This window comes from Tardiphaga sp. GW822-FHT04G09 (genome assembly GCF_058800725.1).
Genome location: NZ_JBXAMO010000028.1, coordinates 18918 through 33229, shown reverse-complemented (window position 1 = coordinate 33229; position 14312 = coordinate 18918). Strand labels below are relative to the sequence as shown.

General features: G+C 63.4%; 15 protein-coding genes. 8 read left to right on the top strand and 7 right to left on the bottom strand.

Annotated elements, in window-relative coordinates; translation table 11 throughout:
- The first annotated feature begins 148 nt into the window (after positions 1-148).
- The gene (locus AC1RLZ_RS28660) at positions 149-1030 is read left to right on the top strand and encodes a 3-hydroxybutyryl-CoA dehydrogenase (protein WP_371423782.1); all 882 of its coding nucleotides are present in this window, start codon (positions 149-151) and stop codon (positions 1028-1030) included.
- A 282-nt stretch (positions 1031-1312) separates the two neighbouring features.
- Here AC1RLZ_RS28660 and AC1RLZ_RS28655 read toward each other — a convergent pair whose 3' ends face one another.
- Positions 1313-1696 carry a tautomerase family protein gene (locus tag AC1RLZ_RS28655; protein WP_493191417.1) on the bottom strand — a complete coding sequence of 128 codons (384 nt, stop codon included), beginning with the start codon at positions 1694-1696 and terminating at the stop codon, positions 1313-1315.
- Between the two features lie 108 nt (positions 1697-1804).
- Between AC1RLZ_RS28655 and AC1RLZ_RS28650 the strand changes: the two genes are divergently transcribed.
- Both AC1RLZ_RS28650 and AC1RLZ_RS28645 read left to right on the top strand, forming a co-directional pair.
- Positions 1805-2656, top strand: a complete 852-nt coding sequence (locus AC1RLZ_RS28650) for a LysR family transcriptional regulator (RefSeq protein ID WP_493191416.1) — start codon at positions 1805-1807, stop codon at positions 2654-2656.
- A 71-nt stretch (positions 2657-2727) separates the two neighbouring features.
- Positions 2728-2922, top strand: coding sequence for a putative motility protein (locus AC1RLZ_RS28645; protein ID WP_371423779.1), 195 nt, complete (start codon positions 2728-2730; stop codon positions 2920-2922).
- A 4-nt stretch (positions 2923-2926) separates the two neighbouring features.
- Here the strand turns inward: AC1RLZ_RS28645 and AC1RLZ_RS28640 are convergent, their stop codons facing one another.
- The gene (locus tag AC1RLZ_RS28640; RefSeq protein WP_493191415.1) at positions 2927-3898 is read right to left on the bottom strand and encodes an AraC family transcriptional regulator; all 972 of its coding nucleotides are present in this window, start codon (positions 3896-3898) and stop codon (positions 2927-2929) included.
- A gap of 68 nt (positions 3899-3966) precedes the next feature.
- Here AC1RLZ_RS28640 and AC1RLZ_RS28635 point away from each other — a divergent pair, with 68 nt between their 5' ends.
- Positions 3967-5178 (top strand): MFS transporter, encoded by a 1212-nt coding sequence (locus AC1RLZ_RS28635; RefSeq protein WP_493191414.1) that lies wholly within the window; start codon positions 3967-3969, stop codon positions 5176-5178.
- Positions 5179-5217: 39 nt separating this feature from the next.
- Here the strand turns inward: AC1RLZ_RS28635 and AC1RLZ_RS28630 are convergent, their stop codons facing one another.
- The 3 genes from AC1RLZ_RS28630 to tlpA all read right to left on the bottom strand — a co-directional run bounded on the left by AC1RLZ_RS28630 (position 5218) and on the right by tlpA (position 6796).
- Entirely contained in the window at positions 5218-5595 is a 378-nt protein-coding gene (locus AC1RLZ_RS28630; RefSeq protein ID WP_493191413.1) for a VOC family protein, read from the bottom strand.
- Positions 5596-5615: 20 nt separating this feature from the next.
- Entirely contained in the window at positions 5616-5975 is a 360-nt protein-coding gene (locus tag AC1RLZ_RS28625) for a DUF1428 domain-containing protein (RefSeq protein ID WP_493191412.1), read from the bottom strand.
- A gap of 146 nt (positions 5976-6121) precedes the next feature.
- Positions 6122-6796: a thiol:disulfide interchange protein TlpA gene (gene tlpA, locus AC1RLZ_RS28620; RefSeq protein WP_493191411.1), complete on the bottom strand. Its 675-nt coding sequence runs from the start codon at positions 6794-6796 to the stop codon at positions 6122-6124.
- A gap of 153 nt (positions 6797-6949) precedes the next feature.
- Between tlpA and argH the strand changes: the two genes are divergently transcribed.
- The 4 genes from argH to AC1RLZ_RS28600 all read left to right on the top strand — a co-directional run bounded on the left by argH (position 6950) and on the right by AC1RLZ_RS28600 (position 12797).
- A complete protein-coding gene (argH, locus tag AC1RLZ_RS28615) occupies positions 6950-8347 on the top strand; it encodes an argininosuccinate lyase (protein WP_493191442.1) in 1398 nt (465 codons plus the stop codon).
- A 92-nt stretch (positions 8348-8439) separates the two neighbouring features.
- Entirely contained in the window at positions 8440-8724 is a 285-nt protein-coding gene (gene lptM, locus AC1RLZ_RS28610) for an LPS translocon maturation chaperone LptM (RefSeq protein ID WP_371423773.1), read from the top strand.
- 6 nt (positions 8725-8730) lie between these two features.
- Positions 8731-9996: a diaminopimelate decarboxylase gene (lysA, locus tag AC1RLZ_RS28605; protein ID WP_493191410.1), complete on the top strand. Its 1266-nt coding sequence runs from the start codon at positions 8731-8733 to the stop codon at positions 9994-9996.
- 197 nt (positions 9997-10193) lie between these two features.
- Positions 10194-12797, top strand: a complete 2604-nt coding sequence (locus AC1RLZ_RS28600; protein ID WP_493191409.1) for a TIGR02302 family protein — start codon at positions 10194-10196, stop codon at positions 12795-12797.
- A 122-nt stretch (positions 12798-12919) separates the two neighbouring features.
- Here the strand turns inward: AC1RLZ_RS28600 and AC1RLZ_RS28595 are convergent, their stop codons facing one another.
- Together AC1RLZ_RS28595 and AC1RLZ_RS28590 are read right to left on the bottom strand one after the other, a co-directional pair.
- On the bottom strand, positions 12920-13297 hold the full coding sequence (locus AC1RLZ_RS28595; protein ID WP_493191408.1) for a response regulator: 378 nt from the start codon (positions 13295-13297) through the stop codon (positions 12920-12922).
- A gap of 82 nt (positions 13298-13379) precedes the next feature.
- Positions 13380-14246, bottom strand: coding sequence for an MJ0042-type zinc finger domain-containing protein (locus AC1RLZ_RS28590; RefSeq protein WP_493191407.1), 867 nt, complete (start codon positions 14244-14246; stop codon positions 13380-13382).
- Between the last annotated feature and the right edge of the window lie 66 nt (positions 14247-14312).

The window sequence follows — 14312 nt, the reverse complement described above, 5'->3', positions numbered from 1 at the left end:
TTTGGCAAATAAGGCGTTGCTGAAGAAGGCTTTGCGCCACAATTAACGACATCGGCCGGAGTGACTGACTCCGGCCGATATTTTATGTAAAGATAGCTTTCCGAACGCGGCATGCGCGGGCGGCGTGTTCCCAGAGATGACAGGCAAGATGGCGGTTATGATCAAGAAAGTCGGCGTGATCGGCTCGGGCCAGATGGGCAATGGCATTGCGCATGTGGCTGCATTGGGTGGCCTCGATGTTGTGCTGAACGATGTCTCTGCCGACCGCCTGAAGTCTGCCATGGCGACGATCAACGGCAACCTGTCGCGGCAGGTGTCGAAGAAGGTCATCACCGAGGATGCGCGCAAGCAGGCGCTGGATCGCATCACCTCGTCGGACTCGATGGATGGTCTCGCCGATTGCGATCTCGTGATCGAATCCGCCGTCGAGAAGGAAGAGATCAAGCGCAAGATTTTCCACGACCTCTGCGCCGTGCTGAAGCCGGAGGCGATCATCGCCTCCAACACATCGTCGATCTCGATCACGCGCCTCGCCGCCTCGACCGACCGTCCCGAGAAGTTCATCGGCATTCACTTCATGAATCCGGTGCCGTTGATGGAGCTGGTCGAGCTGATCCGCGGCATTGCCACCGACGATGCGACCTTCGACGCGTCCAAGGAGTTCGTCACCAAGCTCGGCAAGCAGATCGCCGTCTCGGAAGATTTCCCGGCCTTCATCGTCAATCGTATTCTTTTGCCGATGATCAACGAGGCGATCTACACGCTGTATGAAGGCGTTGGTAACGTCGAGGCCATCGACATGGCGATGAAGCTCGGTGCGCATCACCCGATGGGCCCGCTCGAACTCGCCGATTTCATCGGCCTCGATACGTGTCTGTCGATCATGCAGGTGCTGCATGAAGGCCTTGCCGACTCCAAGTATCGGCCGTGCCCGCTGCTGGTGAAATATGTCGAAGCCGGCTGGCTCGGTCGCAAGACCCAACGCGGTTTCTACGACTATCGCGGCGATAAGCCGGTGCCGACGCGCTAAGGCGAAGCGCTCGTCTTTTTAGATAGAACGCTGTCGTTGCCGGGCTTGACCCGGCAATCCACCTCTACGCATGCAAGGAAGAAGGATGGATCCGCGGGGCATCCCGCGAAGCTTGCTTCGCGCTGCCCGCGGATGACGGTGGTGTGTGTGGGTGGGTGGCCTCGCGGCTAGGTTAAATCAACATCTGCATCAGCTTCGTCACCGCCGGCACCATCCCGACGATCATCGCCATGCCCATCCCGACTCCGCACAGATGCGCCATCAATGTCTCGCGCTGCGTAATCATGTCACGTACTGCGCCACGCCGTTACCGAACGACCAGTTCTCGGGCAGCACCTCGACGAGATTGATGAAGACGTCTTCGGGCCGCAGGCCCGGTCTGTCAGTCAGCTTCTCGACGATCCGTTTGTAGAGCGCCTGCTTCTGCTCGCGCGGCCGGGTGTTGCTGACCGTCAACTGGATGATGACGAGGTCATCGGTCCGGCGAATGCCGAGGTAATTCGGATCGTAGATGAAATCGCCATCGCCGTGCTCGTGGATGGTGACGAAACGGTCGTTCTCGGGGACAGCGAAACTCTCCCGTAGCGCCTGGTAGACGCCTTCGGCGATCGCCTCCCGGTAGGCGGCGGGCTTGCCGTTCTTCAGTGAAATGCGAACCAGCGGCATTTTGGTCTCCTGTCGTTCAAATCCGATGCAGGAAATCTAGTCTCCGGTTGATCATTGGAAAATGGTATGAAATAATATTTCAATGATATCGAAATTAAATGGCTGGCGATGAAAACGCTCGACGTGGAAGCGGTGCAGGCCTTCGTGCTGGTGGCCGATCTGACCAGCTTCACCCGTGCCGCCGAGGCGATGGGCAGCACCCAATCGGCGATCAGCCTGAAGATCAAACGCCTGGAAAGTGGTCTCGGCAAGCGCCTCCTGGAGCGCACGCCGCGGCTGGTGCGGCTCTCCGCCGAAGGCGCCGCCTTCCTTGCGTCCGCCCGCACCCTCGTCGCCGCGCATCAGTCGGCCATCGGCTCTTTCGCTGTCGAGAAGCGCCGTCTCGTGGTCGGCATCAGCCATCACGTTGTCGGTGCCGATCTGGCGCATGTGCTGAAGCGCATGAACGCCACCGATCCGTCGCTAGTGGTCGAGCTGCGCATCGATACATCGCGTGCGATGCTGGAAGCCTATGACGGCGGCGCGCTGGATGCCGCCATCGTGCTGCGCCACGATTCCCGCCGCCGCGATGGTGAGCCGTTGCTGGAGGAAGATTTCGGCTGGATGGCGATGCCGGATTTCCATTACCAGCCCGGTGAGCCGCTCCGGCTGGCAACGCAGGCGGAGCCTTGCAGCGTGCGCGCGATGGCAGTGGGGGCGCTCGATGCGGCCGGCATTCCGTGGGAGGAGGTTTTCGTCGGCGGCGGCGTTGCGACGATCGGTGCCGCGATTTCTGCCGGCCTTGCCGCCGCGGCCCTGGTGCGGCGCGTCGCGCCGGCGGGCGCCATCGACATCGGCCCGAAACTCGGTCTGCCCAAGCTGCCGCGCGGCGAAGTGCTGCTTTACTCGAAGCTCACCGATGCACGTGCCCGCGGTGCATTGCGGACGCTGGGTGCGGCATTTCGAGCCAATGCAGGATGACCTCGCCAGTGATGCACTTTCATTAACCCCGCATCGCTAAACCATCCGCACGACGTCACGGAGTGTTTCTCATGGATATGGCTTTGGTTGCCAGCGCGCTTGCCATGAAGGCAGCGGGAACGCAGCAGCAGATTTCGACGTCACTTCTCAAGTCGAACGCCGACATGGAAAAGAACACTGTGCTCACGCTGCTCGGCGGCGCCCAGCAGGCGTCGCAGGCCAATCTCGGCGCGGGCGTCGGCGGCAACGTCGATATCGCCGCCTAGGGCGCTATCTTAGCGGCGTATTCGCAACGGTCACCGTTGCGCGAAAATGGCTTGGCGGCGCGCCGATGATGCGCTTGAAGGCGCGGCTGAACGCGGCTTCCGATTCATAACCAAGCCGGCGTGCGACGACCGCGATCTTCATGCGGTCGCGCGTGAGCCACTGCTTTGCTTCCTGCATCCGCAATTGCGCGACGTAACGGGCCGGTGTCTGGCCAACCACATTGGCGAAGCGCAACGCAAATGCCGAGCGTGACGCATGCATGACGTTCGCCAGCGCCTCGACGGTCCAGTCCCTGGTCGGATCGCGATGGATCGCGGCGAGAACCCGGCCGATACCGGGGTCGCGCGCTGCTGCGACCCAGCCGGCAGAGCCGCAACCCTTCTCCACCCAGTTGCGGATCAGTGCCGCGGCAACAACATCGGCCAGCCGCGTCAGCATTCCGCCGGCACCGACGCGATCCAGCGCCAGTTCTGATGTCATGGCCTCGAGCAAATGCGGGATGGCGGGCTCGTCGGTGGCAAGTTCGTGCATCTGCATCAGCTCAGGCATCATCAGCAGTAAAGGATGCTGGCTGTCGAGGTTGAAGGTCATGCCGGCACCGAACAGCACGGTTTCCTCGCCATTGCTGTTGCCGCCGCTGCAGGTATCGAGGATGCCGCAGCACACCGGCTCGAACTGGCAATTCTCGACCGGTGCGGGGAAGGCATCGGGTGAGCTCGCCAGCGCGTGTTCCGCGCCGCGCGGCAACAAGACCGCATCACCGGGTTCAAGGCGGATCCACTCGCGATCAAGCGTTCGCAGCCAGCAGCCGCGCTCGGCGACGAAGTGAAATTGCGCCTTTGGCCGTTCCGGGAATACCAGCCCCCAGGGCTCGGTCATGCGGCAGCGGACGTAATCGACGCCCTCAATCTTCAAGCCCCGGAGCATTTCGGTCAGAGGGTGAGTGGCGACAGGTATGGACGGATGATCAAGCATTGCGGGTTTTCTAGCATGGAAACTCCAGCGGGTCACCTCCATCTCCGGGGTCCCTTCTGGAGATTGCCATGACTGATTCCGCTACTGCCGCACTTGATGCCGATATTTCTCCAATAACCACTGAGCGGACGAAGGCGGCCTGGGCGGCTGTTGTCTCCTTGATGCTTGGCGCGTTCAGCCAGGTCACGGCTGAATTCCTGCCCGCCAGCCTGCTCACGCCGATCGCCACCGACCTCGGTGTCTCGGTTGGCGCTGCCGGGCAGGTGGTGACGGCGACCTCCCTTGTCGGGATCATCGCCGGGCTTGCGACGGCCATTGTGACGCGCGCGATGGATCGCCGTGTTGTCCTGTGGTCACTGACGGTGCTGCTGATCGTGTCCAATCTGCTGTCGGCGACGGCAAGCAACCTGACGATGCTGTTGTTTGCCCGCGTGCTGCTTGGCATCAGTCTCAGCGGTTTTTGGGCGATGGCGACCGCCACCGCGATGCGGCTCGTTCCGGCGGACGCGCTGCCGCGTGCGATCTCGCTGATTTTCAGCGGCGTTTCGATCGCCACCGTCAGCGCCGCGCCCATCGGTGCATATCTCGGCGATCTCTGGGGGTGGCGGAACGTGTTCTTGCTGGCCGCTATGGTCGGCGCCGTCGTGCTCGTCTTTCAGATGCTGACGCTGCCGCGCTTGCCGCCGCTCACATCGCCGGATGTGCGCACGCTGTTTGTGCTGATGCGTCGGCCCAGCGTCCGACTCGTGATGATCGCAATCGCCGTCAGCATCTCGGGCCATTTCGCCGGGTTCACTTATGTCCGCCATTTCCTCGAGCAGGTACCGCAGCTTCCGGTCACTGCGATTTCCCTCGTTCTGCTGGCTTATGGCGTTGGCGGCTTCTTCGGCAATTTCGCGGGTGGGGCGCTTGTTGCGCGTAGTGCGAAACTTGCGATCGTCACGGGATCTGCGGCCATCGCGGTGCTTGCGCTGGTGCTATTTGTCTTTGGCGCGTCGGGCCTTGTGGCGGGGATCGCGGTTGGGCTCTGGGGTTTTGCGTTCGGTGTGCTGCCGGTTGGCTTCCAGACATGGATGGTGCGGGTCGCGTCCGACGAAGCTGAGTCTGCGGGCGGCCTGCTCGTGTCGGCTTTCCAGGTCGCGATCACGGTCGGCGCCGTCGTCGGCGGCATTCTGGTCGATGGCTTCGGCCCGTTCGGTGCCGTCGGCTATCTCGCAGCGGCAACGCTGGCAGGCGCGTTGCTCGTATTGCTGTCGCGCGGCGGCGAGGTGCGGGCCTGAAACGCGAAGAGAGGCCGCAGCTTGCCCTGACGGCCTCTCTTACACAAACGGCGTGATCCAGCCGATCCCGGCGCCGCCGGGCTGCAGCAGGATCGCGAGCCGGCCGACATCGGGAATGTCGAATACCGGCCGCATCAGCGTTGCGCCTGCGGCGACGGCCTTCTTTACCCGCGCATCGACATCGTCGACTGCCAGATATGGCATCCAGCCGTCTGGCACGGTCTCGTAGCCCGGACCTTCCGCGTGGAAAATGCCGCCGACCGGCACATTGTCCATCATGGCGATCCAGTAGATGCCGCCGCCCGCCAGCGTCCTGGCCTGATAGGTCCAGCCAATGGTCTCCTGATAGAAGGTTTTCGCGCGCTCGGGATCGCGCGTCACGAATTCATTCCAGTTGAAATGGCCGTGCGGCGTCATGGCGTCCTCCCTTCGTTGCGTCAGACCGAAACCAGCGTCTTGAAGCCACCATAGATCATGCGCTTGGCATCGAACGGCATCGCCTTCGGATCCATCATCTTGGCGAGGCGCGGATCCTTCATGACCTTGGCATTGATGCGGTCGCGATCCTTGCGTGACTTGTAGATGATATAGGAAAACACGACCGTCTCGTCGGGTTTCAGTTTTACGCTGCGCGGAAACGACGTCCACTTGCCGACGCTGACGTCATCCGCAACATATTCATGATAGTCGAGCGCGCCGTGTTCGCGCCAGATCTTGCCGGCCTTGCGTGCCATGGCGGCATAGGCTTTCAGCTGCTTCTTCGGCACCGGAACAATGAATCCGTCAGTATAAGCCATTGGTTGTTTCTCCCTGCTGTCGCGCACAAATGCCGGGCGTGAAGCCCGGTTGTTTCAAGACGAACGCAAGTGCGTTCATCCGACAGGATGGCGGGGACTTTCGTGATTGGGGCAGGCGGCCGTATGTCGCACTCTGTGCGACTACCTCAGAAGCTAGCCGCGGCAGGCTTCACTGCAGCTTTCAGCAGCTTGACGGCATCTTCGCTGTCCCACTCGGCGGGGCCGGCGATCGTTGCGATCTCGCAGCCCTTGCCGTCGATCAGCACCGAGGTCGGCATGCCCAGCGCGCGGCCGATGCCCTTGAGGTCCTGAAATACCTTGGCCGACGTATCGGTGAAATAATCCAGCCGGTTGAGGCCGCCGTCTTTCAGGAAGGTCTTCGGTTTCTCGGCGTCGCGGGTGTCGATATTGATCGCCACCACCTGGAAATCCGGGCCGCCGAGCTTGGTCTCGAGGTTGTTCAGCGCCGGCATCTCCTTGCGGCAGGGCACGCACCAGGTGGCCCACAGGTTCACCAGAACCGTCCGGCCGCGCCAGTCGGACAGCTTTTTCTCCTGGCCGTCGGCATCCTTGAAGGTCAAATCGGGCAGCTTCAGCGGCGTCTTGGCCATGGTCAGGCCGGCGACTTCACCGCGCGCGAGCGGCTCGATCTTCTTCGACAGCGCCACGGCCGGCGCGCAGGTCGGGTCACCAGAGGCGGTTCGGGGCCATAGCCGATCCATGTTGGATACCGCGGCATATCCGGCCACGGCGCCCACGAGCACCGCGCCAAGCACGATCAGGCGGCGTTTGGCCGGACGGGGGGCGGGCTGGTCAGGCATAGGGTTTGTCATTCGGTCTCAGTTAGGGCTATGCAACGGAGTGCGACGGACGATCCGTCAGCTGCAGTTAAAGATGAGTGATAATTCATGGCTTCGCGCAAGGGCAACGGCAAGTCCAGCACCGACAAGTCCAACACCGGCAAGGGCTCCAAGCTGAGCAACAAGATGTGGGGCGGGCTGTTCGACGAAAGCCCCGACGCCATCATGGAGGAAATCAATGTCTCCATCGACGTCGATCGCCACCTCTATGCCCAGGACATTGCCGCGTCCAAGGCCCATGCCGCGATGCTGGCCAAGCAGGGGATCATCACGGCCAAGGATGCGAAAAATATCGCAGCCGGTCTAGACACGATCCTGTCAGAGATCACCAAGGGGTCGTTCACATTCAAGCGTGCGCTCGAAGACATTCACATGAATGTGGAGAGCCGGCTCGGCGAGCTGATTGGGCCGGCCTCCGGCCGTCTGCACACCGCGCGTTCGCGCAACGATCAGGTGGCGACCGATTTCCGCCTGTTTGTGCGCGATACAATCGACGAGATCGACGCGGCTTTTGCCTCGCTGCAGCGGGCGCTGGTTGATCGCGCGCTGGAACATGCCGGTACGGTCATGCCCGGCTTTACCCATCTGCAGACCGCGCAGCCTGTGACCTTTGGTCACCATCTGCTGGCCTATGTGGAAATGGTGGCGCGTGATCGTGGCCGCTTTGCCGATGCGCGCAAGCGCCTCAATGAAAGCCCGCTCGGCGCGGCCGCGCTGGCCGGCACATCGTTCCCGATCGATCGCCACGCGACGGCGAAGGCGTTGGGTTTCGACCGCCCGATGGCCAATTCGCTCGATGCGGTGTCGGATCGCGATTTCGTGCTGGAGACACTGTCGGCGGCCTCCATCGCTGCCGTGCATCTGTCGCGCTTCGCCGAGGAGATCGTGATCTGGACCTCGCCGCTGGTTGGCCTCGTCAGGCTCTCCGACAAGTTCACCACCGGCTCCTCGATCATGCCGCAGAAGCGCAATCCGGACGCCGCCGAACTGGTCCGCGCCAAGACCGGCCGCGTCATCGGCTCGCTCAACGGGTTGTTGATTGTCATGAAGGGCCTGCCGCTGGCCTATCAGAAGGACATGCAGGAAGACAAAGCCGGTGCGATGGAGGCCTATTCGGCGCTGTCGCTGGCGATCCGCGCGATTGCCGGCATGGTCCGCGATCTGGTGCCCAATGAAGAGCGCATGAAGCTTGCTGCCGGCGAGGGCTATGCGACCGCCACCGATCTGGCGGACTGGCTGGTGCGGACCCTGAAAATGCCGTTCCGCGAGGCGCATCACGTCACCGGCCGCATCGTCGGCATCGCGACCAAGAAGGGTGTCGCGCTGCACGAGCTCGACCTGACAGATATGCAGGCGGTGGAACCGAAGATCACCGCAGAGGTGATGAAGGTCCTGTCGGTGGAATCGTCGGTGAAGAGCCGGGTCAGCTATGGCGGCACCGCGCCTAAAAACGTTACCGCGCAGGCCAAGAGCTGGCTCAAGCGACTGGAAAAAGAGCGGAAATTGGGCTGAGCGGGCGTGGCGTGGGAAAATTCAATGGGCTGCGGGGTCTCGCCAGAGCGCGGCAATCTTTGTATGGTGCGCCCGCATTTGGGGATTTTGCTGTGACTCGTCCGACCCGCCCTGCGTCCGCGCGATGGGCCATTCTCGTTTTGACCGTTTCTGCTTTGGCGCTGGCCGGCTGCGGCCGTAAAGGCGGCCTCGATCTGCCGCCACAGGCTGCCGCGCAGCCGATGGGCACTGCAGCCCCGGCGGCGGATCCCGATGCACAGTCGGCTGCCAGCAAGGGCAGGGACGTGTTCGCTCCCTCCAACGGCGTCGACGAGGGCGCACCGGCGGCGACCCGTGGCCGCAAGAAGCCGTTCCTGCTCGATCCGATCCTGGACTAACTCGCCATGCGCCATTTCGACTATCGCAACGGCGTGCTGCACGCCGAAGGCGTTGACATTGCCGAGATGGCCGGTGCCGTCGGCACGCCGTTCTATTGCTATTCGACCGCGACGCTGGAACGGCATTATCGCGTCTTCACCGAAGCCTTCGCCGACACCAAGGCACTGGTCTGCTACGCCATGAAGGCGAATTCCAACCAGTCGGTGCTGCGCACGCTGGCGAAGCTCGGTGCCGGCGCCGACGTTGTCTCCGGCGGCGAATTGAAGCGCGCGCTCGCCGCCGGCATTCCGCCGAAGAAGATCGTGTTTTCCGGTGTCGGCAAGACCGCGGATGAACTGCGGCTGGCGCTCGACGAGGACATTCTCTGCCTCAATATCGAGTCGGAGCCTGAACTCGAATTGCTGTCGGCTATCGCCGGCGAGACCGGCCGTACGGCGCGGATCTCGATCCGCGTGAATCCCGATGTGGATTCCGGCACTCATGCCAAGATCTCCACCGGAAAGTCCGAGAACAAGTTCGGCATCCCGATCAGTCGTGCGCGCGAGGTCTATGCCCGCGCCGCGAAACTGCCGGGTATCGAGGTCACCGGCGTCGATATGCATATCGGCAGCCAGATCACCGATCTCGGCCCGATGGAGCAGGCGTTTCGTATTCTGGCCGATTTCGTCACCGTGCTGCGCAATGATGGCCACACGATTTCACATGTCGATTTCGGTGGCGGCCTCGGTATTCCCTATTACGAGGACCGGGCCGCGCCGCCGGAGCCGATGGCCTACGCGGCCATGGTCAAGCGCGTCACGCACAATCTCGGCTGCACGCTGATGTTCGAGCCCGGCCGCATGATTGTCGGCAATGCCGGCATTCTCGTCGCGCGCGTGATCCATGTGAAGCATGGCGACGGCAAGACCTTCGTGATCATCGACGCGGCCATGAACGATCTGATCCGGCCGACTTTGTACGAGGCCTATCACGAGATCCTGCCGGTCGCGGCGCCCGCACCCGGCGCGAAGCTCGCGGCGGTCGATGTGGTCGGCCCTGTCTGTGAAACCGGCGATTACCTCGCCCTCGACCGCAAGCTGCCGGAACTGAAGTCCGGCGATCTGCTCGCGATCATGACCGCCGGCGCCTATGGCGCCGTGCAGGCGGGGACCTACAACACCCGCGCGCTGGTCCCGGAAGTGCTGGTGAAAGACGACCAGTATGCGGTGGTCCGCCCGCGCATCGAGGTCGAGCAGTTGATCGCCATGGACAAGGCCGCGCCCTGGCTGTGACTCTTGTCCCTCCCCACTGCGCTTCGCTTGGGGGAGGGATGCCGCTACCATCGGCGCGCTCCTTCCTCACGGCTTCGTGACCCCACGCACTCCGAATCGACTTAGGCTCAGGCTTTGCATGTGAATGGATGGCCACGTGCCATGCCTCATTGCCGCCGCCGTGCTAGTGTGTCGTGCTGTAACATCGGAGATCGTCGTTGAGCGCTGCGCCCCCCGACCGACCAGACCCCCAACGCGACGTACATGCCGATCGTCAGGCGGCGGCACAGCTTCAGCTCGCGCAGGCACTGCAGCGCGCCCGACTGGCGATTGCCTGGGAGCGGGGGTGGCCGCATCTGGCTCGACTGCTCAGCGTCGTCGGCCTGTTTCTGGTGGCCTCCTGGGCCGGTCTGTGGCTGACGCTTCCCTTCACTGCGCGCGCCGCCGGTCTTGTGTTATTCGTCATCGCTGCGCTGGCGACGCTCGTTCCTCTCCTGAAGTTTCGCTGGCCGTCGCGTGAAGACGGGTTATCGCGCCTTGATCGCGGCACCGGGATTGCGCATCGTCCCGCAACGGCGCTGACCGATACGCTGTCGTCGCAGGACCCGCTGGCCCGGGCCCTATGGCTCGTGCAGCGCGAACGTACGCTGGCGTCGCTCAAGAAAATCCGCGCCGGTCTGCCGTCGCCGCGTCTGGCGATCCATGATCCCTGGGCCCTGCGCGCCATCGTCGTCGTGCTGCTGTTCGCCACCTGGTTTGCCGCCAGCGGTGAGCGCGGCGCGCGGATCATGGCGGCATTCGACTGGAACGGCGTGCTGGCGCCGGCGAATGTGCGCGTCGATGCCTGGATCACGCCGCCGGCTTACACCGGCAAGCCGCCAATCATTCTCTCCGCCGCCAACAAGGACGCGTCCACCGCCGGCGCTGCTGCGTTGCCGGTGCCATCGGGCTCGACGCTGATCGTGCGCTCCAGCGGCGGCGCGCTTGATGTCATTCTCACCGGTGGCGTTGCCGAAGTGGCGCCGACGGCGGAAGCCCCGAAGGGCACCAACGAGAAGCACTTCACCATCACGTCTGACGGGACCGCACATGTGCGTGCGCCATCCGGCCAGCCGCAGTGGAAGTTCACGGCAACCGGCGATCGTCCGCCGACCATTGCGCTCGCCAAGGACCCCGAGCGCCAGGCGCGCGGTTCGCTGCAGATGTCCTACAAGCTTGAGGACGACTACGGCGTCACCGAAGCTCATGCGCTATTCGCAGCGCGCCCTGCCGAGACCAAGGATGGCATCAAGGAAGCTGCCAGGCCGCGGCCACTGTTCGATGCGCCGTCATTTGCGCTGGTTCTGCCAAATGCGCGCACGCGCAACGGTGTCGGCCAGACCGTCAAGGATCTCAGCGAGGATCCCTATGCGGGCGCCGATGTCACGCTGACGCTGACCGCCAAGGATGAAGCCGGCAACGAGGGAAAGAGCGAGCCGTTCAGCATGCGGCTGCCGGAGCGGCTGTTCACCAAGCCGCTGCCGCGGGCGCTGATCGAGCAGCGTCGTATCCTGGCGCTCGACGCCAATCAGCGCGGCATGGTCTCCTACGCGCTGCAGGCCCTGATGATCGCTCCGGAGGCTTTCACGCCGGAAGCCGGCCAGTATCTCGGGCTGCGCAGCGTTGCCACCCAGATCGAACGGGCCCGCACCGATGCTGCCTTGAAGGAGGTCGTTGCCAGCCTGTGGGCGCTCGCCGTCACCATCGAGGACGGCGATATTACCGATGTCGACAAGGCGCTGCGTGCGGCGCAGGACGCGTTGAAGCAGGCGCTGGAGCGCGGCGCCAGCGACGAGGAAATCAAGAAGCTCACCGAGAACCTGCGTGCGGCGCTGGACAATTTCCTGAAGCAGCTTGCCGAGCAGATGAAGCAGAATCCGCAGCAGCTGGCACGTCCGCTCGACAAGAACACCAGGGTCATGCGGCAGCAGGACCTCAACAACATGATCGAGCGGATGGAGCGGCTGTCGCGCTCCGGCGACAAGGATGCCGCCAGGCAGCTGCTCGAACAGATGCAGCAGATGCTGGAAAACCTGCAGATGGCGCAGCCCGGTCAGTCCGGCGACGGCGATATGGATCAGGCGATGGACGAGCTTGGGGATATGATCCGCAAGCAGCAGCAGCTTCGCGACAAGACCTTCAAGCAGGGCCAGGAGCAGCGCAACGAGCGCCGCCGCGGCAAGCAGGGCGAGCAGGGCATGGGCGATCTGCAGCAGGATCAGCAGAACCTGCGCGACCGCCTCAAGCAGCTACAGGATCAGCTCGCCAAGCAGGGCATGGGCCAGGGACAGAAGGGCCAAAAAGGACAGCAAGGGCAAAAGGGTCAGCAGGGCCAGCAAGGGCAGGGCGGCGACGATCAGGCGGACGCTGATGGTGACGGCGACGGCGATAGTCTCGGCGATGCCGACAACGCGATGGGCGATGCCGGCGGCCAGCTCGGCGACGGCAATGCCGATGGTGCGGTCGGTTCGCAGGGCAAGGCGCTCGATGCGCTCCGCAAGGGTGCCCAGCAGCTCGCGCAGGCCATGCAGCAGGGTGAAGGTCAGGGCGATGGCCCGGGCAACAATCCCGGACGCCAGCAGAGTGGTGGCCGGCAGAGCGATCCGCTCGGGCGGCCGCTGCGTGGCCGCGAACTCGGAGACGACCTCACGGTGAAAATTCCCGGCGAGATCGACGTGCAGCGCGTGCGGCGTATTCTGGAGGAGCTGCGCCGTCGCCTTGGCGACACCACGCGGCCGCAGCTTGAACTGGATTATATCGAGCGGCTGCTGAAGGATTATTGAGAGGCTGCGCGCGGTTGCAGGGTGGGTAGAGCGCAGGCGCGTAGCGCCGAAGCGAAACCCATCGCTCTCGGCGAAAGTGGATGACGGGTTTCGCTACGCCCTACCCATCCTGCGATTTCCCGCTATCCCTTGTTCTTCGCCGCCAGCGCGTCGGCCACCGCCGTGCGGATATCCGCCACCGAAAACGGCTTCGTCACCACGTCGTGCACGATTGCATTCAGCCCGGTCGCGCGCTCACGCTGGTCGGCATAGCCGGTCATCAGCAGGATGGTGAGGTCGGGGAAATCGCGCGCCGTGGCCAATGCCAGTGCGATGCCGTCCATGATGGGCATCTTGATATCGGTGAGGAGCAGATCGAATGCTCCGTTCTGTTCAGTGAGGATCTCCAGCGCCTCGGCGCCGTCTTCGGCCGTGACGATCTCGTGGCCATCCATGGCGATGGCGCGGCCGACCAGCAGCCGCATCGATTCTTCGTCATCTGCAATCAGGATACGCGCCACAACAACTCCTCAGACCAAGATTCTATCGTTTGTTAGACGCGTTTTCTTCACGCGAACCGGAAGCCACTTCGCTTGAAAACGCTTAAGCGCCGGCAACGTCGCGCTTGTTGAAGAAGCGCACATCGATACTGCGGCCCTCGGCCGGCGGCGAGGCCAGCCGCGATCGAAACCATGTCTTGTCGCCGGGATTGAGGCCGGGCTGCTCGAGCACGGCGTTCCAGCCATAAATTTCAGTGCCCTTCTCGTCGCGTACCACGAAACGCAGGCGCGGCAAGGCGGTGGGCGTGCGGGTCTCGGACACGATCAGGCCCTCGATGAGCAGCACCGATTTGCCATCGACGGTTTCGGAGGAGACCTTCACGTCCTTGAAGGCGAGGCCCCGTACATTTACGTCGAGACCGACTGCCTGATAGAAAATCGCGGTCTGCGGCATCAGTCTGACCATGTCGACGCGCCAGATCACCAGAGCCAGCAACAGCGCCGCCATGGCAGCGGTGGCGATGGGGAGGCCGTGGCGCGGCACGACGAACAGGCGCGGCAGCGACGGCACAAAACGACCCAGTGCGGCAAAGCGCGACGGCGCGGTGGCTCGCATTGCGGCCAGCGTATCGTGCTGCGCCATCGTGGCCCAGTCCGCGTTTCCGGTGCGGTCATTGGCATCGGCCGGCCAGTCGGCTGAAATCGACGGACTTTCGACCACCGGAACGTTCGGTGCCAAGGCGTCGTCGTCCTCGGTCACGCCCCAGGCGCTCATATCCTCGTTCGGATCTGGCTCGCTGGCGGCTTTGGCCGTCATGGCGGGAACCGGGGTCTCGGCGCGGGACAGGAGCTCGGGCCGGGCCAGCCAGACTTCCTTGCAGCGGGCACAGCGAACCGTCCGTCCGGCATCGCCGAACGTGGCCGGATTCACGGCGTAGGATGTCGTGCAATTGGGGCAAACGATATGCATGGAGCTGATAGCCGATGACATGGCCGGCAGGCTACAAGACGACCGTTAACGAATCGGAAACCATAA